This is a genomic window from Protaetiibacter sp. SSC-01, assembly GCF_014483895.1.
GTDB lineage: Bacteria > Actinomycetota > Actinomycetes > Actinomycetales > Microbacteriaceae > Homoserinibacter.
Genome location: NZ_CP059987.1, coordinates 167,362 through 192,540, shown reverse-complemented (window position 1 = coordinate 192,540; position 25,179 = coordinate 167,362). Strand labels below are relative to the sequence as shown.

General features: G+C 71.8%; 18 protein-coding genes and 3 tRNA genes. 8 read left to right on the top strand and 13 right to left on the bottom strand.

Features of this window, described 5'->3' with window-relative positions:
* Window positions 1–3: 3 nt before the first annotated feature.
* From ftsH to tilS, 3 genes are all read right to left on the bottom strand, one after another.
* Complete coding sequence (gene ftsH, locus H4J02_RS00905) at window positions 4–2,016, bottom strand: ATP-dependent zinc metalloprotease FtsH (RefSeq protein ID WP_187676366.1); 2,013 nt, start codon at window positions 2,014–2,016, stop codon at window positions 4–6.
* A gap of 182 nt (window positions 2,017–2,198) precedes the next feature.
* On the bottom strand, window positions 2,199–2,750 hold the full coding sequence (gene hpt, locus H4J02_RS00900; RefSeq protein WP_187675271.1) for a hypoxanthine phosphoribosyltransferase: 552 nt from the start codon (window positions 2,748–2,750) through the stop codon (window positions 2,199–2,201).
* An 83-nt stretch (window positions 2,751–2,833) separates the two neighbouring features.
* A complete protein-coding gene (gene tilS, locus H4J02_RS00895) occupies window positions 2,834–3,835 on the bottom strand; it encodes a tRNA lysidine(34) synthetase TilS (protein ID WP_187675270.1) in 1,002 nt (333 codons plus the stop codon).
* A 48-nt stretch (window positions 3,836–3,883) separates the two neighbouring features.
* Here tilS and ppa point away from each other — a divergent pair, with 48 nt between their 5' ends.
* Complete coding sequence (gene ppa, locus H4J02_RS00890) at window positions 3,884–4,366, top strand: inorganic diphosphatase (RefSeq protein WP_187675269.1); 483 nt, start codon at window positions 3,884–3,886, stop codon at window positions 4,364–4,366.
* 227 nt (window positions 4,367–4,593) lie between these two features.
* Here ppa and H4J02_RS00885 read toward each other — a convergent pair whose 3' ends face one another.
* Window positions 4,594–5,925 (bottom strand): C40 family peptidase, encoded by a 1,332-nt coding sequence (locus H4J02_RS00885; protein ID WP_187675268.1) that lies wholly within the window; start codon window positions 5,923–5,925, stop codon window positions 4,594–4,596.
* A gap of 18 nt (window positions 5,926–5,943) precedes the next feature.
* Complete coding sequence (locus H4J02_RS00880) at window positions 5,944–7,170, bottom strand: M23 family metallopeptidase (protein ID WP_187675267.1); 1,227 nt, start codon at window positions 7,168–7,170, stop codon at window positions 5,944–5,946.
* A gap of 308 nt (window positions 7,171–7,478) precedes the next feature.
* On the opposite strand from H4J02_RS00880, the gene H4J02_RS00875 reads away from it, so the two are divergent.
* From H4J02_RS00875 to H4J02_RS00865, 3 genes are all read left to right on the top strand, one after another.
* A tRNA-Glu gene (locus H4J02_RS00875) sits at window positions 7,479–7,554 on the top strand.
* Between the two features lie 22 nt (window positions 7,555–7,576).
* Window positions 7,577–7,650 (top strand) — tRNA-Asp (locus H4J02_RS00870).
* Between the two features lie 59 nt (window positions 7,651–7,709).
* Window positions 7,710–7,785: transfer RNA gene (locus tag H4J02_RS00865), tRNA-Phe, on the top strand.
* A gap of 111 nt (window positions 7,786–7,896) precedes the next feature.
* On the opposite strand, the gene H4J02_RS00860 is transcribed toward H4J02_RS00865, so the two are convergent.
* Both H4J02_RS00860 and H4J02_RS00855 read right to left on the bottom strand, forming a co-directional pair.
* Window positions 7,897–8,322: a MarR family winged helix-turn-helix transcriptional regulator gene (locus H4J02_RS00860; protein ID WP_187675266.1), complete on the bottom strand. Its 426-nt coding sequence runs from the start codon at window positions 8,320–8,322 to the stop codon at window positions 7,897–7,899.
* On the bottom strand, window positions 8,319–9,188 hold the full coding sequence (locus H4J02_RS00855; RefSeq protein WP_187675265.1) for a serine aminopeptidase domain-containing protein: 870 nt from the start codon (window positions 9,186–9,188) through the stop codon (window positions 8,319–8,321). The genes H4J02_RS00860 and H4J02_RS00855 overlap by 4 nt, the downstream gene beginning before the upstream one ends.
* A 127-nt stretch (window positions 9,189–9,315) precedes the next feature.
* Here H4J02_RS00855 and H4J02_RS00850 point away from each other — a divergent pair, with 127 nt between their 5' ends.
* A complete protein-coding gene (locus H4J02_RS00850) occupies window positions 9,316–9,837 on the top strand; it encodes a hypothetical protein (protein WP_187675264.1) in 522 nt (173 codons plus the stop codon).
* Between the two features lie 105 nt (window positions 9,838–9,942).
* On the top strand, window positions 9,943–11,487 hold the full coding sequence (locus H4J02_RS00845; protein WP_187675263.1) for an FAD-dependent oxidoreductase: 1,545 nt from the start codon (window positions 9,943–9,945) through the stop codon (window positions 11,485–11,487).
* On the opposite strand, the gene H4J02_RS00840 is transcribed toward H4J02_RS00845, so the two are convergent.
* The 3 genes from H4J02_RS00840 to H4J02_RS00830 form a co-directional block, all read right to left on the bottom strand.
* Window positions 11,459–13,579 (bottom strand): acyl-CoA dehydrogenase, encoded by a 2,121-nt coding sequence (locus tag H4J02_RS00840; protein WP_187675262.1) that lies wholly within the window; start codon window positions 13,577–13,579, stop codon window positions 11,459–11,461. The genes H4J02_RS00845 and H4J02_RS00840 overlap by 29 nt on opposite strands.
* A gap of 159 nt (window positions 13,580–13,738) precedes the next feature.
* Entirely contained in the window at window positions 13,739–14,608 is an 870-nt protein-coding gene (locus tag H4J02_RS00835) for a neutral zinc metallopeptidase (RefSeq protein ID WP_187675261.1), read from the bottom strand.
* A gap of 79 nt (window positions 14,609–14,687) precedes the next feature.
* The gene (locus H4J02_RS00830; RefSeq protein WP_262406159.1) at window positions 14,688–15,392 is read right to left on the bottom strand and encodes a 1-acyl-sn-glycerol-3-phosphate acyltransferase; all 705 of its coding nucleotides are present in this window, start codon (window positions 15,390–15,392) and stop codon (window positions 14,688–14,690) included.
* Between the two features lie 182 nt (window positions 15,393–15,574).
* Between H4J02_RS00830 and H4J02_RS00825 the strand changes: the two genes are divergently transcribed.
* A complete protein-coding gene (locus H4J02_RS00825) occupies window positions 15,575–16,084 on the top strand; it encodes an NfeD family protein (RefSeq protein WP_187675259.1) in 510 nt (169 codons plus the stop codon).
* Between the two features lie 43 nt (window positions 16,085–16,127).
* Window positions 16,128–17,627, top strand: a complete 1,500-nt coding sequence (locus H4J02_RS00820; protein ID WP_187676365.1) for a flotillin family protein — start codon at window positions 16,128–16,130, stop codon at window positions 17,625–17,627.
* Between the two features lie 90 nt (window positions 17,628–17,717).
* On the opposite strand, the gene H4J02_RS00815 is transcribed toward H4J02_RS00820, so the two are convergent.
* From H4J02_RS00815 to H4J02_RS00805, 3 genes are all read right to left on the bottom strand, one after another.
* A complete protein-coding gene (locus tag H4J02_RS00815; protein ID WP_187675258.1) occupies window positions 17,718–18,686 on the bottom strand; it encodes an intradiol ring-cleavage dioxygenase in 969 nt (322 codons plus the stop codon).
* Between the two features lie 101 nt (window positions 18,687–18,787).
* Window positions 18,788–20,743 carry a DNA helicase RecQ gene (gene recQ, locus H4J02_RS00810; RefSeq protein ID WP_187675257.1) on the bottom strand — a complete coding sequence of 652 codons (1,956 nt, stop codon included), beginning with the start codon at window positions 20,741–20,743 and terminating at the stop codon, window positions 18,788–18,790.
* Window positions 20,744–21,099: 356 nt separating this feature from the next.
* Window positions 21,100–25,098 (bottom strand): ExeM/NucH family extracellular endonuclease, encoded by a 3,999-nt coding sequence (locus tag H4J02_RS00805; protein WP_187675256.1) that lies wholly within the window; start codon window positions 25,096–25,098, stop codon window positions 21,100–21,102.
* Window positions 25,099–25,179 lie beyond the last annotated feature (81 nt).

The window sequence follows — 25,179 nt, the reverse complement described above, 5'->3', positions numbered from 1 at the left end:
ACTCTACGCGGGTGCGATGCCCGGCGTCTGCCGCGGACGCGGCGCGCGCTTGGGCTGGCTGGGCTCCGAGTCCACGCCCGCGTCCACCGCATCCGGGTCGACGGGAGCGGATGCCGCGATCTGGATCGGCGGGAGGTCGCTGATCGGGCGGTTCTCGCTCGAGAGCCACTGCGGACGCTCGGGCAGCTTGCGCACGTTCGCGAAGATCTCGGCCAGCTGGGTGTGGTCGAGGGTCTCCTTCTCGATGAGCTGGCGGGCGAGCTCGTCGAGGATGTCGCGGTTGTCGCTCAGCACCTGGTACGCCTCATCGTGCGCCTGCTCGATGAGCGCGCGCACCTCGATGTCGACCTTCTCGGCGAGCTCCTCCGAGTAGTCGCGCTGGTGGCCCATGTCGCGGCCGAGGAACACCTCGCCCTGCGACTGGCCGAGCTTCACGGCGCCGATGTTGGCGCTCATGCCGTACTCGGTGACCATCTTGCGTGCGGTCGCCGTGGCCTTCTCGATGTCGTTGCTCGCGCCCGTGGTCGGGTCGTGGAACACGATCTCCTCGGCGACGCGGCCGCCCATCGCGTAGGTGAGCTGGTCGAGCAGCTCGTTGCGGGTGACCGAGTACTTGTCCTCGAGGGGCAGCACCATCGTGTAGCCGAGGGCGCGGCCGCGCGGAAGGATCGTGACCTTCGTGACGGGGTCGGTGTGGTTCATCGCCGCCGCCGCGAGCGCGTGACCGCCCTCGTGGTAGGCCGTGATGAGCTTCTCCTTGTCCTTCATGACGCGCGTGCGGCGCTGAGGACCGGCCATGACGCGGTCGACGGCCTCGTCGAGCGCGCGGTTGTCGATGAGCTGCGCGTTGCTGCGGGCCGTGAGGAGCGCGGCCTCGTTGAGCACGTTCGCGAGGTCGGCGCCCGTGAAGCCGGGCGTCTTGCGCGCGAGCACCTCGAGGTCGACGTTCTTCGACATCGGCTTGCCCTTGGCGTGCGTCTCGAGGATCTTCTCGCGACCCTTCAGGTCGGGTGCGTCGACGCCGATCTGGCGGTCGAAGCGGCCGGGGCGCAGGAGGGCGGGGTCGAGGATGTCGGGGCGGTTGGTCGCCGCGATGAGGATGACGTTCGTCTTCGGGTCGAAGCCGTCCATCTCGACGAGCAGCTGGTTGAGCGTCTGCTCGCGCTCGTCGTGCCCGCCGCCGAGGCCCGCGCCGCGGTGGCGGCCGACGGCGTCGATCTCGTCGACGAAGATGATGGCCGGCGCGTTCTGCTTCGCCTGGTCGAAGAGGTCGCGCACGCGGCTCGCGCCGACACCCACGAACATCTCCACGAAGTCCGAACCCGAGATCGAGTAGAACGGCACGCCCGCCTCACCCGCGACGGCGCGTGCGAGGAGCGTCTTACCGGTACCGGGAGGGCCGTAGAGCAGCACGCCCTTCGGGATGCGCGCCCCCACCGCCTGGAACTTCGACGGGTCCTTGAGGAAGTCCTTGATCTCCTCGAGCTCCTCGACCGCCTCGTCGGCGCCCGCGACATCCGCGAATGTGACCTTGGGGCTCTCCTTCGAGACGAGCTTCGCGCGCGACTTGCCGAACTGCATGACGCGATTGCCGCCGCCCTGCATCGACGAGAACAGGAACCAGAAGATGACGCCGATGAGCAGGAACGGGATGAGGATGCCGAGCAGGCTCGTGAACCAGTTCGTCTGCGGCACCTCGTCGTCGAACGCGGCCTTCGAGTCGGTGATCGCCGTGACGATCTCCTCGCCGCGCTGCTCGACGTAGTAGAACTGCACCTGCGTGCCGTAGTCGACGTCGTCGGCCGTGTACGCCTTGTCGAGGGTGAGGTCGACGCGCTGCTCGCCGTCGACGATCTTGACCTTCTCGACGGTCGAGCCGTTCAGCAGCTCGAGGCCCTGCTGGGTCGTGATGGCACGGAACCCGGAGGCCGTCAGCAGGTTGAAGCCGACGATCAGGATGATGGCGCCCAGCACGATGTACACGAGCGGGCCACGGAAGATGCGCTTGAAGTCCATGTGCGTGCGGGCGGGCACCCGCATCCTTTCCTCTGAGACGTGCCCCTCAGGCTACCGCCCGCCTCCCGCACCCGTCTGGGTGTTCGCCCGAGGCTGAGCCCACAAACGCTGCAGCCCTCAGCCTCGCGCGGCAGTCATCTCTGGCGCGCCCGGCCGAACGCTGCAGCGTTTGACGAAAGGCCTCAGCTGTACACGTGCGGGGCGAGGATGCCGACGGCGCGGAGGTTGCGGTACTTCTCGGCGTAGTCGAGGCCGTAGCCGACGACGAAGTGGTTCGGGATCTCGAAGCCCACGTAGCGCACGTCGACCTCGACCTTCGCAGCCTCCGGCTTGCGCAGCAGGGCGCAGATCTCGACGGATGCGGCACCGCGGCTCTCGAGGTTCTCGCGCAGCCACGAGAGGGTGAGGCCCGAGTCGATGATGTCCTCGATGATGAGCACGTGGCGGCCCGTGAGGTCGCTGTCGAGGTCCTTGAGGATGCGCACGACGCCCGACGACTGCGTGCCGGCGCCGTAGGAGCTCACCGCCATCCAGTCCATCTCGATGTGGCGGCGCAGCTCGCGCGCGACATCCGCCATCACCATGACGGCGCCGCGCAGCACGCCGACGAGCAGCAGCTCGCGGCCCTCGTAGTCGCGCTCGATCTCGCGACACAGCTCGGCGATCCGCTCGTGGATGTCCGCCTCGCTGAGCAGAACTTCGGACAGGTCACCCTCGATCTGGGACGCTTCCATGCTCCAACCCTAAGCCGCTCGCCAGAGTTCCCGTTCCGCGTGTTCGCACCCGTTCCTTCGGGAACAAACACGCGGAACGGGAACTATGCGGCGGAGAAGACGAGCAGGCCGCCCTCGCGTCGCGCCGTGATGCCGGGCAGGTCGACGAGACCCTGCCCGTGCCAGTCGGTGACGAGCCGCGCCACCTCGAGCGTCTGCGCGCGCGTGAGCGAGGTGCCGAACTCCGCCTGCACGACGAAGCGGATGATGCGCTGACGCAGCGCGGCGGGGTTCGCCGCAAGGGCGCGCACCGACACGGCGATGCCGGCCTCGGCGGGCTCGCAGATGTCCTCGATGATCTCCTCGATCTGCTGCTCGAACGCTTCCGCGTCCTCGCGCGCCTGCTCGGCCGTGCGGGCGAGCGCCTCCGCGATGCCGGGCCCGAGCTCCGCCTCGAGCACGGGCAGCACGCGCTCGCGCACCCGCACGCGCGCGTAGGCGGGGTCCGCGTTGTGCGGGTCGTCCCACGGCTCGAGCCCCTCGTCGAGGCACGCCTGCCGCGTCGCCTCGCGACGGATGCCGAGCAGCGGCCGGCGCAGGAGCCCCGCGACGGGCTCCATGCCGGCGAGGCTGGCTGCGCCGCTGCCACGTGCGAGACCGAGCAGCACGGTCTCGGCCTGGTCGTCGAGGGTGTGGGCGAGCAGCACGGCGACGGCGTCGAGCTCGCGCGCCTGGGCGTGCAGCGCGGCGTACCGCGCCTCGCGCGCCGCCGCCTCGGGGCCACCCTCGGCGCCCACCTCGACGCGCACGACGCGCACGGGGTCGAGGCCGAGCGCGCGCGCCTGGTCCGCTGCCCGCGCGGCCACGGCATCCGATCCCCCTTGCAGCCCGTGGTCGACGATCACGGCGCCCGCCCGGATGCCGGCCCGCGGCGCCTCGAACGCGGTCGCCGCCGCGAGGGCGAGCGAGTCGGCCCCGCCCGACAGCGCGACGAGCACGAGCTCGTCTGTGCCGACGCCGCCCACGTCGGCGAGGACGGCGCGCACCGCACGGCGGATGTCGGCGCGGGCGGGCGTGAGACGGGGGCGCGAGGCGTCGACAGGCATCGGCTAACGTTATTCCGCGCACCGCGCACAACGACACCAGGAGACGAAATGGCCGAGTACCCCGCCGTCATCGAGATCCCCAAGGGGAGCCGCAACAAGTACGAGGTCGACCACGAGACGGGACGCGTGTTCCTCGACCGCGTGCTCTTCACCGGCTTCGTCTACCCCACCGACTACGGGTTCTTCGAGAACACCCTCGGCCTCGACGGCGACCCCGTCGACGTGCTCGTGCTGCTCGAGTACCCGCTCTTCCCGGGCGTCGGCGTCAACGTGCGCCCCGTCGGCGTCTTCAAGATGACCGACGACGGCGGCTCCGACGCCAAGGTCATCGCCGTGCCCGCCAAGGACCCGCGCTGGTCGCACATCCAGGACGTCGACGACATCCCGGAGTACACCCGCAAGGAGATCGAGCACTTCTTCGAGCACTACAAGGACCTCGAGCCCGGCAAGTGGGTCAAGACCGAGGGCTGGGGCGACGCCGCCGAGGCCGAGGAGATCGTCAAGGCCGGCATCGCGGCCTACCAGCACTGAGGATTCTGGCGCGCTCTCCCGCTGGTTGAGTGCCGCGCGCCGTGCGCGGAGCGCGCGACGCACGGCGTATCGAAACCCGACGGATGTCTGACCCGCGCGGGCAGTACCGCCCGCTGGTCGCTTCCGCACGTCCTCAGACGTAGGGTCTCGATACACGTTCGGTCGCGCCCAGGGCGCGGCCGAACGCACTCGACCAGCGGGTGAGGCGCAGGGCGCGCGGCGGAGGGCTACCCCGTCGGCCGCCCCGCGTACGGCACGAGGTCGAGGGTGCGCATCGACGTGATGCGCACGGTGAGCCCCGGGTACGGCGCCTCGAGCATCTGCCCGCCGCCGAGGTAGATCGCGACGTGGTACTTGGTGGCGCTCGCGGATCCGCCCGTCGAGTAGAACAGCAGGTCTCCCGCCTGGATCTGCCCGACCGGCACGAGCCGGTTCTGCCCGGCGAGGTAGTTGTACTGGCTCGTCGAGCCCCACGGTCCGACGTACACGCCGACGGATGCGTACGCCGCCTTCACGAGGCCCGCGCAGTCGTACGCGTTAGGACCCATCGAGTTGCCGTAGGGCTTGCCGAGCTGCGCCTTCGCGAACGCGATCGCTCCGTCGACGAGCGAGGGCACGGGCGGCGGGGGAGTCGGGTCGGCGGGCGGCGGGTTGCCCGGCTGCTGCGTCGGCGTCGGGCTCGGCTGCTGCGTCGGCTGCTGGGTCGGCGCCTGGGTGGGCTGCTGCGTCGGCTGCCCCGAGCCCGGCGTGCCACCCGGGCTCCCCGGCTGCTGCGCCGGCGGGGTCGTCGGCTGGTTGGCGAGCCCCTCGATGTACTGCCGCTCGAGCTCCGCCGTGGTGCCCTTGAGGCTCGCGAGCTGGGCATACATGACCGCCTGGGTCGACGCGTGCTGCGCGAGCTGCGCCTCGACGGCGGATGCTGCCTCCGCGGCCGCGTCGGCGGCCTGCTGCGCGGCATCCGCAAGTCGCTTACGCTCCTTCTCGGCGACGACCGCCTCCTCCTGGAGGGAGCCGAGCGCCTTCTTGTCGAAGAGCGCGCGCTCGACGAGCGCCGCGGACGACGAGCTGAGCTTCGACATCGTGCCGAGGCGCGCGAGCAGCTCGTCGGCATCCGACTCGGACGAGAACGCGAGCGCCATGGAGGCGTTGCCGCCGCCCGCGCGCGCGAGGCGCGCCACGAGACCGGATGCGAGGGCCGCCGAGTCGTCGGCCCGCTTCTGCGCGTCGACGAGCTGGGCGGACAGGCGCGTCGACTTGGCCTCGGCGTCGGCGAGCGCGGCGCGTGCGAGGTTCGCCTCCTCGGCCGCCATGAGCGCCTCCTTGCCGAGCCGGTCGGACTCGGCGAGCAGGTCGATGACGAGCTTCTCGATCTTGGCGACCTCGGCGCGCGTGGCCGCCTCGTTCTGCTTCGCGGCCTGCACCTCCGACCAGGTCGGGTAGTCGCCGCGCAGCATCGGCGCCGCCGCGGCGCCGGGGGCCGCGCCGGTGGCCGTGAGCGCGAACGCCGCAGCGAGGGACACGGCGGCTGTCGTCGCGTGCCCGGGTCTCGGCGGGGTCATCGCGACCGCCGCATCCGCTCAGCCAAGGGTGATGCCCCGCTGACGCATGAACGGCACCGGGTCGGTGAGGTCGCCGTTGACGCGGATGATGAAGTGCAGGTGGCAGCCCGTGGAGCCGCCCGTCGTGCCGACCTTCGCGATGAGCTGGCCGGGGCCGACCTGCTGGCCGACGTGCACGCCGATGCCGCCGGGCATGATGTGGCCGTAGCCCGACGAGGTGCCGTCGCCGTGGTCGATGGTGATGTAGTTGCCGAGGTCGCTGTACCAGCCGGCGTAGGTGACGCGTCCGGCGTGGGCGGCGTAGATGGGGGCGCCGCAGCCCTGGCCCGCGAGATCGACGCCGGAGTGGCCCTTCCACACGTGGTAGATCGGGTGGTAGCGCCAGCCGAAGCTGCTCGAGATGTAGCCGGCGGCGGGGCGCGCCCATCCGCTCGCGCTCACCTCGCCCGCGGCGCCCGAGCCCCACTGCTGGCGGATGCCCTCGAGGTAGTCGGCCTCGGTGACCTCGCGGCGGTCGGTGAGGTAGGCGACGAGGGCCTGCGCCTTCGCCTTCGCCTCCTCGTGCTCCGCGAGCTTCGTGGCGGCCGCGGCGGCGGCCTCCTGCGCGACCTGGAACTTCGCCTCGGCCTCGGCCTTGAGCTCGGCGAGCTTGTCCTGGGCGACCTGCTCCTGCTCGGCGAGCGACTTGGCGGTGTTCTGCAGCTGGAGGGCGCGCGCGTAGACGGCGCCGTTGCGCTCGGTGACCTTCTGCATGGTGCCGATGCGGTAGAGGTAGCCGTCGGCGTCGCCGGAGTCGCTGAAGAGTCCCGCGGTGAGGTCGGTGCCGCCCTGCTTGGCGAGGTTGTTGATGAGCTGCGTCGACTGGCGCTTCGCCTCGTCGGCCTCGGCCTGCGCTGCGGCGCGCTGCTCCTGCAGCTTGGCGACGACGAGCACCTGCGCGTCGTACGCCTCCTCGGCGGCGGCGTACTCCTCGCCTGCCTTCTGCGCCTCGGCCTGGGTGCGGTCGACCTCTGCCTGCGCAGCGACGATCGCCTTGTTGAGGGAGTCGAGCTTCGCCTTGGCGGTGGCCTCGTCGCGCTTGGCGGCCTGCACGTCGGCCCAGCTGGGGTAGTCCGCGGGCGCGGCGACGGCCGGCTGCACGCCGAGCGTGATCGTCAGGAGCACGGATGCGATGGCCGCGATGGGCGCGCTGGCGCGCGTGCGTCGGCGGGCGCTCGTGCGCTCCGCTCCCCCTCGGTACTGCATGTCTCCCCGTTTCCCTGCGACAGCCGCGTCGTTATGTCACATGAGCAACATCAACCACACTAACAACAGCCGTCGCGCATACCAGGATGCCCGGTCGGCGGGTCAAGCCTCAACTATCAGTTGAAGTTCCCGTGCAGGGCGCGCCCGCATCCGCGAAACGCGATGGGGCGCATCCGCCGCCGCCGCGGCTCCGAGACGGCCGGAAATGGCCTCTTCCACGGTGCGTCGGCGGGCGTCGGCGCTCGATTCGCGTTAATGGCGATCGCCACGTATGCTTGACCCTCGGTTGCTATGCGGTTCGCCGTCATGGCCCCATCGTTTAGTGGCCTAGGACACCGCCCTTTCACGGCGGCAGCACGGGTTCGAATCCCGTTGGGGTCACCAACCGATCAAACTGAATATGCAAGGCCCTGTAGCGCAGTTGGTTAGCGTGCCGCCCTGTCACGGCGGAGGTCGCGGGTTCAAGTCCCGTCAGGGTCGCTGGTCGAGAGCCTTTCCGAAAGGGGAGGCTCTCGCACAATCAGCGGCGCAGCCGCTGAGGCTCTGTAGCTCAGTTGGTAGAGCGCACGACTGAAAATCGTGAGGTCACGGGATCGACGCCCGTCGGAGCCACCACTCGAAGCCCCTGCGTTGCGCAGGGGCTTCGCTCGTTCTCGGGGGCGCGTCATCCCGCGCGGTCCTCGCGAGTGGTCGCATTTCGTGCCCAAACCGCGGTTTGAGGCGGATCTACGACCGGTCGCGAGGGATGCCAGCCGCCTGCGCGAGCCAGCGGTCGACGACCTCGAGCTCGGCGGGGGTGAAGCCCGCCGTGAGGGCGGCGTTGAGGTCGGCGAGCGCGGCCGCCGCTTCGGGCAGCAGCGCGCGGCCCGCATCCGTGAGGCGCACGCGCACGACGCGCGCGTCATCCGGGTCTGTGCTCTTCTCGATCACCCCGGATGCGGCGAGCCGGTTGAGCAGGCCCGTCGCGCCCGCGGGCGACGCCTCGAGGGCGCGCGCGACATCTGTCACGGTGCTCGGCTCGTGCCGGGCGAGGTGGAACAGTACCCCGGCACCCGCGGCGCCCACCGCGGCGTGGCCGGCCCGCGCGTCGATCCAGCGGCGCACGCCGCGCTCCGCCCGCATGAGGCCGAAGACGAGGCGCGGGGCGCTCACGCCGGGCGCCCATCGGTGAGCCAGTCGAGCAGCTCGGGCCACGCCCGCTCGCCGACGCCGCGGCGCAGTAGCCCGTGATGGCCGACCTTCGCGACGCCGAGCTCGTCGGGTGTGAAGGTGCGCCGCTCGGGGGCAGCGGATTCGAGGCGCGCCGCGAGCGCGTCGACCTGCCGCGGCGACGCCCACGGGTCGTCCGAGGCGCCGACCATGAGCGCCGGCACCGTCACGCGCGCCGCAGCCTCCGCGGCACCCATCGTCGGGTCGTCGAAGAAGTAGCCGTCGTGCCGCGACCAGCGACCCCACTCGATCATGGCGGCGGCGGGCATGTCCTCGCCGAGGCCGAGCCGCCGCCCGGGCATGTAGCCGAGGGCGCGGCTCAGGCCCGGGCCGACGACGTTGAGGATCGCGGCCACGCGCATCCGCTCGCCGAGGGATGCGATGCGGCGCGTCGACGCCACGTGGCTCGCGACCGTCGCGAAGCGCGAGACGCCCTCGAGCCCGTACCCGAGCACCATGGCGTGGCCGCCGATGCTGTGCCCGACCGCCGAGAGCGGGAGGCCGGGGAACTGCTCGCGCGTCCACGCGGCGACGGCGGGGACGTCCTCGCTCATCCAGTCGCGCATCCGGGTGCCGCGGTGCTCGCGCGGGTCGCCCGATGCGCCCGTGCCGTGCAGGTCGTAGGTGACGGCAGCGAGGCCGCGCGAGGTCGCGTACCCGGCGAAGGCGGCGTAGAACCGCTCGGGCGTGGCCGTCGCGGGGTGGATCACGACGACGCCGGAAGGGGCGCTCTCGGGCATGCGCACCCGGCCGACCACCCGGCCGCGCGGCACCTCGACGGCGAACGCGGCATCCGTGTTAGTTCGCATGCGAAGTAATCTACCGCTGAGTGGTCGGTTATCGGCCTCATTCACCCGGTTTAGGGCCAGAAACCGACCGGTCAGCGCGCGTGGGGCCTGCACGTGGTGACCCGCGGCCGCGCTAGCGTGGGCGGCGATGACCCGTCAGCCGCGCCGAAGCGAGATGGTCGCCGACGCGACCATCGTGTCGCTCGCGGCCGTGCGTCAGGCGGCCAAGAACCTCATGCTCGTGCGCGCCCTGCGCGACGACCGCGGCTTCGACGAGGACTGGTACGCGGATGCCGTGCGCCGCGAGTTCGAGCTGCTCGCGACGCAGGCCGAGACGGATGCCGAGCGCCTCGAGAAGGCGCGGCAGAAGGCCCACGGGCGGCGGGGTCGCGCGATCACCGCGGACGACTACCACGCCGTCGACACGCGCCGACTGAAGCGCCGAATCCGGGTGCTCGAGGAGCTCGCGGAGGAGCTGCGTCGCCTCGCCGCCGACGAGGAGGCCGTGCGCGGCGTCATCGCCGAGGCCCGACTGCGCGCGCTCGACGAGATCACCCAGGCCGCCGCATCCGTGCCGGGCGCCGGCCGCACGAAGCCGCTCTCGGGCATCGCCCGCTCGCGCGCGCTGCAGACCCTCCGCGAGGAGCTCGAGGACTACCTCGACGACTGACGACCGACGCGCCGGCCGCGCCTCCGCCCGCCGAGCCGATAGGCGCATCCGCCCATCGCGTCAAGCCCGATGCGCCGCGCGCCCGCCCGCGCGTACCGTCGCGGCATGACGTCACTCTGGCGAGCCGGACGCCCCGCGATCCCGACCGACCCCTTCCCCGAGGGCGGCAAGTTCGACCACGTCGTGGTCGGCGCCGGCCTCACGGGCCTCACGACCGCGCTGCTGCTCGCCCGCCGCGGACGCCGCGTCATCGTGCTCGAGTCGCGCGACGTGGGCGCAGCCGCGACGGGGAACACGACCGCGAAGCTGAGCCTGCTGCAGGGGGTCAAGCTGCAGCGCGTGAAGAGCCGCAACGTGCGCCCCGTCTTCCAGGCCTACGTCGACAGTCAGCGCGCCGCGTTCGACTGGATGGTCGACTACCTCGAGAGCCGCGGCGTGCCGTTCGACCGCCGCCCCTCGGTCACGTGGGCCGAGACGCCCGACCAGCTCGACGCCCTCAAGAAGGAGTACGCGGCGGCGACGGATGCGGGCCTCCCCGTGCGCTGGGAGGACGGCGCCCAGCTCCCCGACCCCGGCTTCGGGGCGATCGTGCTCGACGACCAGGTGCAGTTCGACCCCATGGAGGTGCTCGCGCAACTCGCCTCCGACGTGCGGGAGCTGGGCGGCGTCATCGTCGAGGGCGCCCGCGTTCAGCGGCTCGAGTTCGGCGACCGCACCGTCGTGCACACCGCCCTCGGCACCGTGTCGGCGCCGACCGTCGTACTCGCGACCGGAACCCCGCAGCTGCGGCGCGGCCTCTACTGGATGAAGGTCGAGGCGCAGCGCAGCTACGCCGTCGCGCTCCGCCCGCCCGAGGGCGCGGCGGGCACCGAGGGCACCGAGGGCACCGGCATGTTCCTCAGCGCCGGAAGCCCCGCGCACAGCGTCCGCTGGCATCGCGGTGCGCTCGTCGTCGGCGGCGCGGGCCACGGCGTCGGCCGCCAGGACGACGACGCCGACCCCTACGGCGAGCTCGAGCGATGGGCGCAGCAGCACTGGCCGGGCGCCGAGCCGACCCACCGCTGGTCGGCCCAGGACTACGCGCCCTTCTCGGGCATCCCGTTCGTCGGATGGATGCCGCGCACGCGCAAGCGCGCCTACCTCGCGACCGGCTACGAGAAGTGGGGCATGACGGGCGCCGTCGCGGCCGCCGTGCTGCTCGAGGCCGACCTCACGGGCAAGCGCGAGGGCTGGCAGCGCGTGCTCGGGATGCGGCCCACCCTCCCGCAGACGGTCGGCGTGGGTCTCGGCGCGAGCGCCGCCGTGTTCGCGTGGTACGCCCGCGGCTACGCCGAGGCCGTGGCCCGCGTCGTGCGTGCCCGCCGCGAGGACGACGACACGCGACTGCTGCCGACGGCGACCATCGCATCCGAGCGCGGAACGACCGAGGTGTGCCTCGTGTGCCCGCACGCGGGCGCGATCGTGCGCTGGAACGCGGCCGAGAAGACGTGGGACTGCCCCGCGCACGGCTCGCGTTTCGAGGCGACCGGCCGGCTCATCGAGGGCCCCGCGATCGACGACCTCGCAACGCGAAGCCGAGGCCCCCGGGAGGGCCTCGGCCGCGTGCGCGAGACGGGTGCCGCTACTTCTTCGCGGCCTTCTGCTTCCTGAGCGTCTTCTCGTCGACGGGCGCCTCGCCCGAGGCGCGGAGCTCGGCGTAGTAGCCGCGGGCCTCGTCCTGCCGCTGCTGCTCGACACCCGACGCGATCGGCGCGCGCACGAGCTCGGGCGTGAGGCCGAAGGCGCCGACGAGGTCGAGCGCGTGGGCCCGGATGCGGGGCAGCAGACGGTCGTCGATGTACGCCGTGATGGCGGCCGCGCGCTGGCCCGAGAGGCGGCCGTGCGTGAGGTACCACGCGGCATCCTTCTCGATGAGGCCGAGGCCGAACAGGTCGCGCAGCCACGTGAGCACCTGCTTCGTGTCGCCCTCGGGCACCTTCGCGAGCGCCCGCGTGAACGCCTCCCACTGCAGCAGTTCGCCGTGGGCGCGCGCCGTCTTGATGAGGTCGTTCTGGTAGCGGTTGAAGAGCGCAGCCGCGTCGACCGGCGACAGCTTGGATGCGGGGCGCAGCTTCCCGGCGAGCTCCGCGACGGCCGTGTGCACGCGGTCGGTGAGCAGCTGGCGCTGCGACGCCTCGTCGCGCACGAAGCCGACGGAGCGGGCGGTCGAGCCGAAGTCGGCGATCGCCTGGCCGAGCTGGCGGAGGCCCGTGCGGTTGACGGTGGCCTCACCCACCTGGCCGGCGACGTACTGGGCCATCGCCCCGGCATCCGCGTTCTTGAACTTCTTGGCGTAGTCGGTCAGCAGGCGCTTGGCGACGAGCTGCAGGAGCACGTTGTTGTCGCCCTCGAAGGTCGCGTAGATGTCGAGGTCGCTGCGCAGCTGGGTGAGACGGTTCTCGGCCATGAAGCCGGAGCCGCCGCACGCCTCGCGGGCCTCCTGCAGGATGTCGAGCGCACCCCACGTGGAGAGCGGCTTGAGGGCCGCCGCGATCGTCTCGAGGTCCTCGCGGGTCTCGGTCGTGTCCTCGACGCCCGAGAAGACGCGGTCGAAGAGGTCGAGGAACTCCTCGTGCGCGAACGACATCGCGTAGGTCTGCGCGAGGCGCGGCAGCAGGCGGCGCTGGTGGCGCCCGTAGTCGAGCAGCACCTCCTCGTCGCTCGTGCCACCCGTGAACTGCCGGCGCTGCGTGCCATAGGTGATCGCGATGTGCAGCGCGAGCTTCGACGCGAGCGTCGAGGCGCCGTCGAGCGACACGCGACCCTGCACGAGCGTGCCGAGCATCGTGAAGAAACGGCGGCCGGGGCTCTCGATGGGCGAGGTGTAGACGCCGTTCTCGTCGACATCGCCGTAGCGGTTGAGCAGGTTGGTGCGGGGAACGCGCACGTGGTCGAACGCGAGGCGGCCGTTGTCGATGCCGTTGAGACCGCCCTTGAGGCCGTCGTCCTCGCTCTGCACGCCGGGGAGGAGCTGGCCCTTCTCGTCGCGGATGGGCACGTAGATCGCGTGCACGCCGTAGTTGACGCCACCAGTGATGAGCTGCGCGAAGACGGTCGCCGCACGGCCGTGAAGGGCCGCGTTGCCGAGGTAGTCCTTCCACGCGGCGCGGAACGGGGTGTTGATGACCCACTCGTCGGTGTCGGGGTCGTAGGTCGCGGTCGTGGCGACCGAGGCGACATCCGAGCCGTGGCCGATCTCCGTCATCGCGAAGGCGCCCGGCACCTCGAGGCTCATGGCCGCGGGCAGGAACTTCTCGTGGTGGTATTCGGTGCCGAGGTGCAGGATCGCGGCGGCGAAGAGGCCCCACTGCACGCCCGACTTGATCTGCAGCGACGGGTCGGCGAGCACGAGCTCCTCGAACGCGGCGATGTTGCCGCCGTGGTCGTCGCGGCCGCCGAAGCGCGTCGGGAAGGCGCGGTGCACGGCGTCCTCCTCGACGAGGCGGTGCAGCTGGCCGAGCACGCGGGTGCGGTGCTCGTCGAGCGTCAGCCCGCCCTGGTACCAGAACTCGGGGCGCGAGGCGAGGGCGCGGGACGCCTTGCGGTCCTCGGCCCAGCGGCCGAGCAGGTACTCTCCGAGCCACGCGACGTCGACCGTGAGCTCGGCCGACTCGCTCGCTGCGCTGCGGGGCGTGGCCACCTCGTCGGGCAGGTCGACGGTGGCGGCCTCGGGGGTCTGGGTTACGGCGTCGGTGCGCGTCATGACGTCCTCCATGAGGGGAGATCGGGGATGACCTCACGGTAGGTCGGCGCCGCGGGGCGCGTCCAACACGTGGTCCGCGCCGTACGAAGGGGGCGCATCCGGGCCCACCGCTCGTTGTGGGAACCCGCCAATCTCGGTGGGGATCCCTACAGGAAAGCTTCAGAGCGACGAGCCGCTCGCGGCGAAGGTGTCGCACGCCGTCCAGCCGCCCGTGCGGCCCGCCTGGAACCAGCGCTGCCGCTGCTCGCTCGCGCCGTGCGTCCACGTCTCGGGCGTCACCTGGCCCTGCGTCTGCTCCTGGATGCTGTCGTCGCCGACAGCGGATGCCGCGCTCAGCGCATCCGCCCACTCCGCGTCGGTGAGCGGGTCGAGGAACGGCACGCCGTTCTCGTCCTCCGTCGTCTCGGCCGCGCCGAGCGCCGCACCCGCGTAGCAGTCGGCCTGCAGCTCGAGTCGCACGCCGTCGGAGGTCGGGCCCGTCTGGGAGGTGTCGAGGCCGTCCATGCGGCCCGTGATGTTCTGGATGTGGTGGCCCCACTCATGCGCGATGACGTAGAGCTGCGCGGCCGGGCCGCCGTTCGCACCGAAGCGGCTCGTGAGCTCGTCGAAGAAGCCGGTGTCGAGGTAGATCATCTCGTCGGGCGGGCAGTAGAACGGGCCGACCGCGCTCGTCGCGCCGCCGCATCCGGTGTTCGTGGAGCCCGTGAAGAGGATCACCTCGGAGGCCCGGTAGCCGGTCTCGAACTGGTCGGTCCAGTAGCTGTCGAGGAACGCGGCCGCTCCCTGCATGCGGCAGTCGAGGTTCGTGTTGGCGTCCTCGCCGGTCTGGCACTGCTCGAGCGACGAGTCCTGCCCGCCGCCGCCGCCGCCCGTGCCCCCGCCGAGAAGCGGCGTGAGGTCGAACCCCGTGAACGCGCCCACGAGCACGACGATGAGGCCGATGACGCCGGCCCCGCCGCCGACCGCGATGCCGCCCGTGCGCCGGCGTGCGCGACCCTTGCTGATGTCGGAGCCCTCGTTGAACGTCATGCGATGACGTTATCCCCGTGCCCGACCGCGGCACACCCGGTTGCGCGCGCACCCGCGCGCATGGCAGCGGGCCGCCGGCTCAGCGGCGCTCGGGGTGCAGGATGCGGCCCACGCGCTCGCGCACGGTCGCGGGCGGCGGCTCGTTGTAGACGCCCGCCTCCTCCTGGCCGGAGAGGCGCTGGATGGCGGCCATGACGGCATCCGTCGCCTCGCGCCGGGCGCGTCCCGAGGTGGCGGGGCCGAAGGACGAGAGGTCGATCGGCTCGCCGAACTCGACCGTGACGCGCGCAAAGCGGATGGGTCCCTTGCCGCCCGGCTGCATCCGATCGGTGCCGATGAGGCCCACGGGCACGACGGGCACGCCCGCCGTGAGCGCGAGCCACGCGACGCCCGTGCGGCCGCGGTAGAGACGGCCGTCGCGCGAGCGGGTGCCCTCGGGGTAGATCGAGAACGCGTCGCCCGCCTCGAGCACGCGGAGGCCCGCGTCGAGCGCGTCCTGCGCCGCGGAGCCCGCGCCGCGCTCGACCGGCACGGCGCCGACGCCGCTGAAAAACGCGCGCTGCAGGCGGCCCTTCAGGCCGCGGCCGGTGAAGTAGGCCGACTTCGCCATGAACGAGACCGAGCGGCGGGCGACGAGCGTCAGCACGATGCTGTCGATGAACGCGAGGTGGTTGGAGGCGAGGATGACGCCACCGCGCTTCGGCACGTTGCGGCGGCCGATCACGCGCGGGCGGAACACGAGCCGGGCCAGTGGAGCGAGGAGCAGCCGGCTGACGAAACGCATCGTTCCAGCGTCGCACCGCCCGCATGCCGCGTCGCGCATAGGAGCCCGAGCGGGGACCGAGGGGCGTTTCCGAGTCGCTGGCATCGGGTCTGGCGGGAGCGCGCCGCCGCAGGCGGCACGCGGGGGCATGCGACTCGGAAACGCCCCTCGGTCCCCGCCCCCAGCGCCCCTAGACTCGACGCATGCTCCCCTTCCTCATCGTCGGCGGAATCGGACTGCTGCTCGTCGTCTTCTCGCTCGTGTTCGACGAGATCCTCGACTTCCTCGACGGCGCGCTCTCCGGCACCGCCGTCGGCAGCGCGCTCACGGTGTTCGGCGCCTCGGGCGCCGTCGCGATCGCGAACGGCCTGCCCGACTGGTCGGCGTACCTCATCTCGGCCGTCATCGGCGTCATCGTGTTCATCGGCGTGCAGGTGCTCATCCGCAGCCTCCGCCGCAGCGAGGACGGCACCCCGAGCTCGCCCGTCGGCCTCTACGGAGTCACCCGCTCGACCGTGACGACGACGTCCGGCGAGGTGAGCCTCGACGGCCCGCACGAGATCGAGACGCGACTCGCGTTCGCCGACGAGACCATCCCGCGCGACACGCGCATCCGGGTCATCGAGCTGCAGGGCTCGCGCGTGCGCATCGAGCGCGCCGTGCCGGTTGCCGACCAGCCGCCCGCCGCCGAGCCGCCCGCAGCCGACAGCTGAACCTCAGTCCACCACCACGAAAGGCAACGCCCCCGTGAACTTCATCAGCGAGAACGTCACCGTCTTCGCCGTCATCGCGATCGTCGTCGTCGTGCTCGCGATCTTCGCGTTCATCGCCGGCCGCATCAAGCGCGTGCCGCCGAACTCGGCCATGGTCGTCGTCGGCCGCGGCGCCGGCGGCAAGGTCGCCGAGCCGGATGCCGGACAGCGCGTCGTCATCGGCGGCCGCGTCTTCATCTGGCCGATCCTGCAGCAGGGCTTCCTCGTGTCGCTCGAGCAGCGCCAGATCGGCATCGCCGTCGAGGGCGTCGACAAGAACTTCATCAAGCTCGCCATCCAGGCGTCGGTGAACTTCAAGGTCTCGGGCACCGCCGAGGGCGTGCGCCGCGCCGCCCAGCGCTTCCTCTCGCAGCAGAACTCGCTGACCCAGATCATCCAGCAGTCGCTCGAGGGCTCGCTGCGCTCCATCATCGGCAACATGCCGATCCAGGAGATCATCTCGAACCGCAACGCGCTGTCGGAGGCCGTGGTCGAGGCCACGAAGGCCGACCTCGCCGAGCAGGGCCTCCAGGTCGACCTGCTCAACATCTCCGACATCTCGACGCCCGGCACGAGCTACCTCGCCGACCTCGGTCGTGCGGAGGCCGCCCTCGCCCGTCAGAACGCCGAGGTCAAGGAGGCCGAGACGCAGCGCGCCGCCGAGTTCGCGCGCATCGAGGCGGCCGAGCAGATCGCCGAGCGTCAGAAGGCGCTGAGCCTCAAGCAGGCCGCGATCAAGGCCGAGACCGACCGCGCGAACGCCGAGGCGAACGCCGCCGGTCAGCTCGCGACCGCCGAGCAGGACAAGGTCGTCGCCGCCCAGCAGCGCGAGGCCCTCGCCGAGCAGGCGCGTGTGGAGCAGGAGCGCCTCGACATCACGGTGCGCAAGCCCGCGGAGGCCGAGGCCTACGCCACGGTGCAGGCGGCGAACGCCGAGCGCGACGCGGCCAACGCCGCGACCGAGGCCGACGCCTTCAAGCGCACCAAGATCGCCGAGGCGAACAAGGTCGCGGCCGTGCAGGACGCGGAGGCTGCGGCGGAGGCCGTGCGCCTTGCCGGTATCGCCGAGCGGGACAAGCAGGTCGCCCTCGCCGCCGGTATCCGCGCAGAGGGTGAGGCGCGCGCCGCGGCGATCGCCGCCGAGGGTCTCGCCGAAGCCCAGGCGATCGACGCCAAGGCCGAGGCGCTCAAGAAGTACGGCGAGGCGGCCCTCGCATCCGAGATCATCGCGCGCCTGCCCGACATCACGCGGGCCGTCGCCGAGCCGCTCGCCTCGATCGGCAACCTCACCGTCGTCTCGACGGATGGCGCCTCCGCCGTCACGAAGACGGTCGGCCAGGTCGCGAGCGAGGTGCCCGCGGTCGTCAAGAACCTCACGGGTCTCGACCTGTCGGCGCTGCTCGGCGGCGTCGCGGGCGCGACGCTCGGCGCGAACGGCGGCGGCAGCGCGCCCTCGCCGAAGCGCGGCGGCGCGAAGCCGGCCACGGGGGCAGCCGAGAGCTGACCTTCCGATCGACGAAGGGCGCAGGAGCGATTCCTGCGCCCTTCGTCGTCTCGGCGGTCGCCCGGGGCGCGATGGCCAGGGGCGCGGCAGTCAGGAGCGCGGCGGGGCGTCGCCCGGCGGCTCACCCGGGCCTCCGCCCGGACGACCGGGCATGCCACCCGACCCGGTCGCGGAGCCGGAGGCGACCGGTGTGCGGGTGTCGACGCGCACGAGCAGCGACGCCTCGTAGCCGCGCTCCACGCTCCCGCTCACCGTCGCCAGCTGCAGCGCGCCCCCATCGTCGCCGAACACGTTGTCGGATGCGAGGGTCACCTGTGAGAGGTTGCGCGCGGAGCCGTCGTAGCGCGGGTCGGCGTAGACCGCGGCGCATGCGGCCTCGGGGAGCGCGAGCTGCGAGATCGCGATCGCGTTGCCGGCATCCGTGATCGCCTCGACGTCGGGGTAGACCTCGAAGTGGATGTGCGGCCATCGGCCCGTGTAGCAGGCGGGGAAGATCGACGTGAAGGCCACGCGGCCGTCGGCATCCGCGACCTGCACCCCGCGCAGGTAGGTCTCGTCCTCGACGCCGTCGGAGTACATCGAGTAGCGCCCCTCGGCGTCGCAGTGCCACGCGTAGACGGCGACGCCCGCGAAGGGCGCGTCGCCGTTCGCCATGTCGGTCACCGTGAGGGTGAAGGCGAGCGGCACACCGTCGGCCGTCGCACCGCCGCCGATGCTCGAGCGGATGTCGGAGCGCACGATGCCCGAGCGCTCGAGCACGTCGGGGCCGTTCGAGCCGTCGCCCGGGTAGGGGCCCGCTGTCTCGTCGGGGATCTCGTCCGCACCCGCGGACCCGGATGCGGTCGGCGACGACGTCGTGGTCGGGGCGGGCGCGCAGGCGGCGAGGATCGCAGCGCCCGCTCCCATGCCCACGAGGCTCAGCATCCGTCGCCGCGTGAGCAGCGTCGCGACGTCGAAGGTCGCACCCTGGTCGACGACCTCCTCGTCGGATCGCGCCAGCGGCCGCCCCTGGTAGCGGGGTCCGTCGGGGGTGAGGTCGGGTTCCGGGATGTGGATCATGCGTGCTCCTCCACGGGTTCGGGTGGAACCCATGCTGCGCCGCGCGGGCTCGACCGAGCTCGGCCGTTCCTATGCGGACGCTGGGAGCTCTCGCCGACCCATCATTCGTAGAGCGGGGGCGCGTCGTCGTCGGTGAGGGGCGGGAGGTCGTCGTCGTACGCCGAGTCTGCACGCGCCGAGACGGGCGCGGATGCCGTGCGAGCGCGGGCGGCGACGGACGCGACCGCGGGTGCCGGGGCCGCGGGAGCCGCATCCGCCTCTTCGCCGCGGACGATCGCGAGCACGGCGTCGCCGTAGGCCTCGAGCTTCTTCTCACCGACGCCCGAGACGGTCGCGAGCTGCTCGAGCGTCGCGGGCTCGGTGACGGCGATGCCGCGGAGGGTCGCGTCGCCGAAGACGATGTAGGCGGGCACGCCCTGCTCGCGCGCGACCTCGGCGCGCCAGGAGCGCAGACGCTCGAAGAGCGGTTGCGCCTGCGACGGGAGCTCCGCGCCGGCCGTGCGCTTCGCCTTCTTGACCGCGCGCTCGGGCTCGCGGCGCAGCATGACCTGACGCGATCCGCTCAGCACCTCGCCCGACGCCTCGGTGATGACGAGCGTGCCGTAGCCGTCGGTGTTCACGGCGAGCAGCCCCTGCGCGAGCAGCTGCCGCACGACGCCCCGCCACTCCTGCTCGCTCAGCTCGCCGCCGATGCCGAAGGTGCGCAGCTCGTCGTGGCGCTGCTGCCGCACGCGCTCGGTCTCGCGGCCGAGCAGGATGTCGATGAGGTGACCGGCGCCGAATCGCTGATTGCGCTCGCGGTACAGCCGCACGATCGTCGACAGGAGCTTCTGCGCCGGCACGGTGCCGTCCCACGCCTCGGGCGGCGCGAGGCACGTGTCGCAGTTGCCGCACGGCTCGGACGCCTGGCCGAAGTACCCCAGCAGCTGCACACGGCGGCACTCGACCGTCTCGCACAGCGCGAGCATCGCATCCAGGTGCTGGGAGGCGCGGCGCTTGAACGCGGCGTCTCCCTCCGACTCCTGGATCATGCGGCGCTGCTGAACGACGTCTTGCAGGCCGTAGGCGAGCCAGGCGGTCGACGGTAGACCGTCGCGGCCCGCGCGACCGGTCTCCTGGTAGTAGCCCTCGACCGACTTCGGCAGGTCGAGGTGGGCGACGAAGCGCACGTCGGGCTTGTCGATGCCCATGCCGAACGCGATCGTCGCGACCATGACGATGCCGTCTTCCCGCAGGAAGCGCGCCTGGTTGCGCGCGCGCACGCCCGCATCGAGCCCCGCGTGGTACGGCAGCGCAGCGATGCCCTCCGCCACGAGGGCGTCGGCCGTCTTCTCGACGGATGCGCGCGAGAGGCAGTAGACGATGCCCGCGTCGCCCGGGTGCTCGGTGCGGATGAGCTGCAGCAGCTGCGCGAGCGGCTGGTTCTTGGGCTCGATGCGGTACTGGATGTTGGGGCGGTCGAAGCTCGAGACGAACTGCCGCGCCCCGCGCAGGTCGAGGCGCTCGACGATCTCGCGGCGGGTGGCCTCGGTGGCGGTCGCCGTGAGGGCGATGCGGGGCACGTCGGGCCAGCGCTCGTGGAGCACGGAGAGGCGCAGGTAATCGGGTCGGAAGTCGTGGCCCCACTGCGACACGCAGTGCGCCTCGTCGATCGCGAAGAGCGCGACCTTCGCGCGCTCGAGCAGCCCGAGGGTGCCCTCGAGACCGAGCCGCTCGGGCGCGAGGTAGAGCAGGTCGAGCTCACCCGCGACGAGCTGCTGCTCGACGAGGCGGCGCGCATCCGCGTCTTGCGTGGAGTTGAGGAACGCGGCCCGCACGCCGAGCGCCTCGAGCGCGTCGACCTGGTCTTGCATGAGCGCGATGAGGGGCGAGATGACGACGCCCGTGCCCTCGCGCACGAGCGCGGGCACCTGGTAGCAGAGCGACTTGCCGCCGCCCGTGGGCATGAGCACGACGGCGTCGCCGCCGCCCACGACCTGGTCGATGATGGCCGCCTGCTCGCCGCGGAACTCGGAGTAGCCGAAGACACGGTGGAGCACATCGAGGGGGGCGGGCATGCGCCTACCGTACCCGGAGGTGCGGACGTCGGCCGGGGGCGGAGTGCGGTCTGTGGACCACTCGCATCTGGCGGACATGTGAGCGTGAACACCCCCGCTCGGGTGTCCCCCCTTCGGGGTCATCGCATTCGCCGGATTGAATCGTTACCTTCTTTGCAAGGTAACCGGATATCTGGGGGGAAATCCGGAGCGGGGGATCGCCGTCGGGGGGCGGCGACCCCCGCACCTTTATGTAGACCCCAGAAACCCCACGCGGTGCACGGCCGCGCAGCGGCCCGCAGGCACCAGTGGGATGGACCTGCGGGCCGCTCCTGGTTTCGATACGCCGCTTCGCGGCTACTCAACCAGCGGGGGTATTACAGCACCACGACGACTGACGGCCAGCTGAGCGAGGGCTCGAAGCCGTCGCCGCTGAACTGCGCCGTCAGCAGGTGGATGCCGCGCTTGAGCTTGCCGAGCTTCACGGTCACCTTGCCGTCGGCGGACTCGGCCAGGTCGACCGTCGCGATGACCTTGAGGCCGTCGCGCACGATGACCGTGCCGACCGCGGGCGAGCCGTCGTCGGTGCGCACCGTGACCCTGTAGTCGACCGGGCTGTTCCAGACGAGCAGCGGAGCGGATGCGCTCGTGCGCGTGCCGACCGGCTCGGCCGGCTCCTCGGCCTCCGCCACCTCGATCGGCAGCGTCACCTCGGTGCCGCCCGGCCCGGTGATCGTGAGCACCTGCGTGCCCTCGACGCCCTCCGGGACGGTGAACGTCACGGTCGCCTGACCCTGCTCGTCGGTCGTGTTGACAATCGTGCGCGTCACGGCTCCCGAGCCGAGCACCTCGCCGCCGAGGCTGATCGTCGCCTCGCCCGACTCGGGCCCGCCCGTGCTGAACAGCAGCGACGACAGCTCGGCCGTCACCTGCTCGCCCGCCTGGTACGCGACCCCGTCGGCCGGGGCCGAGAGCGTCGCGCCGACGGCGCGCTGCGCGAGGTCGGGCGTGACCGGCGAGTTCTCGCCGATGTAGGCCACGAAGGCGTCGAGGTCCACGCGCCCGGAGTCGGCGACATCCGTGCCCTCGGCGAGGGTCGCGAAGTTGTCGCCGCCCGCGGCGAGGAACGAGTTGGTCACGACCTTGAGCACCTGGCCGTCGGTCACCGGCTCGCCGTTCAGCGTGATCGACGTGATGTGCGATCCCGCCGGGGCGGCCGGGTCGTAAACGTACTCGAGACCCTGCGACAGGCCGAGCTTGAGGTACGGACGCGCCGCACCCGCCGGCTGCCACTGCTCCTCGAGCACCTGCTTGAGCTGCGCACCCGTCAGGTTGAGCGTCACGAGCGTGTTGGCGAACGGCTGGATGAGCGCCGCCTCCGCGTACGTGACGTTGCCGTCGGGGTCGCCCTCGCCCGTGCCCGCGTAGACGAGGTCTGCGCGGATGCCGCCCGGGTTCATGATCGCGAGATCCGTCGCGAGGTCGGCGGTCGCGGCGAGCTGCGCATCCGCGATGAGGTTGCCGATGAGCGACTCGCCCCCGCGGTTCTCAGCCCCGTCGTCCTGCACGGCGCGGCGGATGTCCTGCGAGATCGTGCCGAGCGACACCGAGCCGAGCTCCGCCGCCACCTCGACGGCATCCGCCACGATCTCCGCGACGGCGGGGTCGGGCGCGAAGGCGCCGATGAGGTTCAGGTTCTCTGTGTCGATCGTGAGCTCGTCGGTCGCCGGGTCGTAGACGATGCGCGAGTGCCCGTACATCGCCCCGTACTGGCCGGACGAGATGACCGGACGCGTGCGGTCGGTGCCCGGGATCGGCACGTCGAAGTCGTACGCGAGGTGCGTGTGGCCCGAGATGATCATGTCGATCTCCGGGTCCGCGCCGTTCACGATGCGACCGAAGTTGGAGTCGTCGGTCGCGCTCGAGATGTCGGTCGATGCCGCCCCCTCGTGCACGAGGAGCACGAGCACGTCGGCCTCGCCGTTCGCCTCGTCGCCGTCGGAGAGCTGCTCCGCGACCCGGTTGACCTCCGGCACGACCTCGCGCACCTGGAGGCTCGCGATGCCCGCAGGGCTCACGAGCTCCTCGAGGTCCTCCGTGACGGCCCCGATGAAGCCGATCGTGACGCCGTCGAACTCCCGCAGCTCGTACTCCTGGTAGGCGGGCTCGCCCGTCGCGCGGTCGTAGAGGTTCGCCGCGAGGTAGGGCCAGTCGGCCTCCTCGAGGATGCGCTCGTCGACATCCGCGCGTCCCTTGTCGAACTCGTGGTTGCCGAACGAACTCGCGTCGAGGCCGATCGCGTTGAGGGCGTCGATCGTGGGCTGGTCCTGCTGGATGAACGACGTGAACGTCGAGGCTCCGATGAGGTCGCCCGCACCCACGAAGAGGGTGTTGGGGTTCTGCGCCTCGTACGAGCGCACCATGCCGCCGAGCACTGCGGCACCCGCGGTCGTCGAGGAGGCCTCGAGGCGACCGTGGAAGTCGTTGATGCTCAGCAGGTCGATCGTGACCGGGGGCGGCACGCTGCTGACCCCCACGACCACGGGGTCGTGGTCGCTCGAGCGATAGGGGCTCGTTCCGTCGGTGGCGCCGAACGCGTAGCCGCGGTCGCTCCACTCGGCGGAGTTGATGCCCCACACGCCGACGCCCGTGACCGACGCCGCGAGCGACGGGGTGACGAGCGCGTGGTCGAGCGAGCCGAGCTCGCCGTTGAAGGTGTAGGTGTACTGACCCGCCGCCCTCGTCGACACGAGGTCCACGAAGCCCGCGCCCGTGAGCGCCTGGATCGGGTCCTCCTGGCCGTACGCGTTGAAGTCGCCGAGCAGGATGACGTCGGAGCTCTTCTCCGGGTCGGCCGTGATGCCGCCGACGAAGGCCGCGAGGCGCTCGGCCTGCACGACGCGCTCCGCGTTGAAGAAGCCCTGGCCGTCCGCCGGCTCGGGCGCCGTGTTGCCGCTCGGCGGCGACTTCGACTTGAAGTGGTTCACGACGACCGTCACGAGACGGTCGTCCCCGACATCGAAGGTCTGGGCGATCGGCTTGCGCGCGATGTCCCACACGGCATCCGTGTCGGCGAAGCTGTCGCCGACGGGCGTCACGACCGACGGCTTGAAGATGATCGCCGTCGTGATGATGTCGTTCGCGCCCGGGACCGCGAGCACGTCGGGCGTGGGCACGTAGTCCCACGTTCCGGCACCCGCTGCGGCGTTGAGACCCGCGACGAGGTCGGCGAGGGCCTCGTCGACCGGCTCGCCCAGCTCGACGGAGTTCTCGATCTCCTGCAGCGCCACGACATCCGCGCCGAGGCCGTTGATGGCCGAGACGATCTTGGCCTTCTGCTTCGCGAACTGCTCCGCGTTCGCGGCGCCGCGTGCGTCGCCGCCGAACGTCGTGAAGTAGTTGAAGACGTTGAACGCGCCGAACTGCACGTCGCCGCCGACCTCGGGGGCGGATGCGGGACGCGGGTTGAGCGACTCGAACGTCGGCTTGTACGACGCGTCGCTCGCGTCGGTGATCGGCACCTGCGGCTGCAGACGCCACGCGTCGAAGCCGTAGCCGAGCACCATGGCCTTCTCGGGCGCCACGAAGCGGTCGCCGTTGCGGACCACCGTGTCGGCCGTGAAGTACGGCTGGTCGCCGAGGTGCTGGCTGTTGTCGACGCGGATCGAGTAGCCGTCGTCGACGATGAGGCGCCGCGCGAGGTTGGCCGCCGCGATCGCGTCGGCGGCGGGGCCCGCATCCGTCGTCTCCGTGGACTTGACGAGCTCGCCGCCCGCCGAGAGCCACAGCGAGCCGAAGTTGTAGAGCTCGTGGCTCGACGCGAGGCGGTAGTCGCCGGTCGGCTGCACGAGCATGCCCTCGAACGCCTCGCGGTCGGGCCCGACGACGGTGTCGGGCAGCGGCGTGGCCTCGGGCAGGCCGGCTCCCGCCTCGAGCAGCTCGAACGCGGATGCGACGGTCGCCGTGATCTGCGTCTGGCCGCCGTTCTCGCCCGCCGTGCCCGTGACGCGCACGAGGTCGCCGACGGCGACGGGCGGGTAGGCCTGGTTGAAGTAGACGAAGAGGCCGTCGGATGCGCCGGGCGTGGCGTCCGTGTCGCCGCCCGATCCGGCGGTCTGCAGATAGAGACCGCGGTAGTTCGAGGGGGCGGCGTAGTAGCCCGTGACGACGCCCTCGACCGTGACCGTCTGGCCGGCGAGCGGGGTGCTGGCACCCGTTCCCTGCACCTCGGCGATCGTGTGGGTGACGTCGGCGGCGAGCGCGGGGGTCGCGCTCAGGGAGGTCAGCCCGAGGGCTGCTGCGGCCGCCGTGGCGACGGCTGCGAGGCGGCGGCGCGCTCCTGTGCGCGACGCCTCGGAGGGTTCTTGAATTGACATGACGCGCGGTGCTCCGTTGTTCGAAGGGGACAGCGTTGGTCGGGTTACCCCCCGTTTGGGGGCCGCTCCATCCCTATCGCG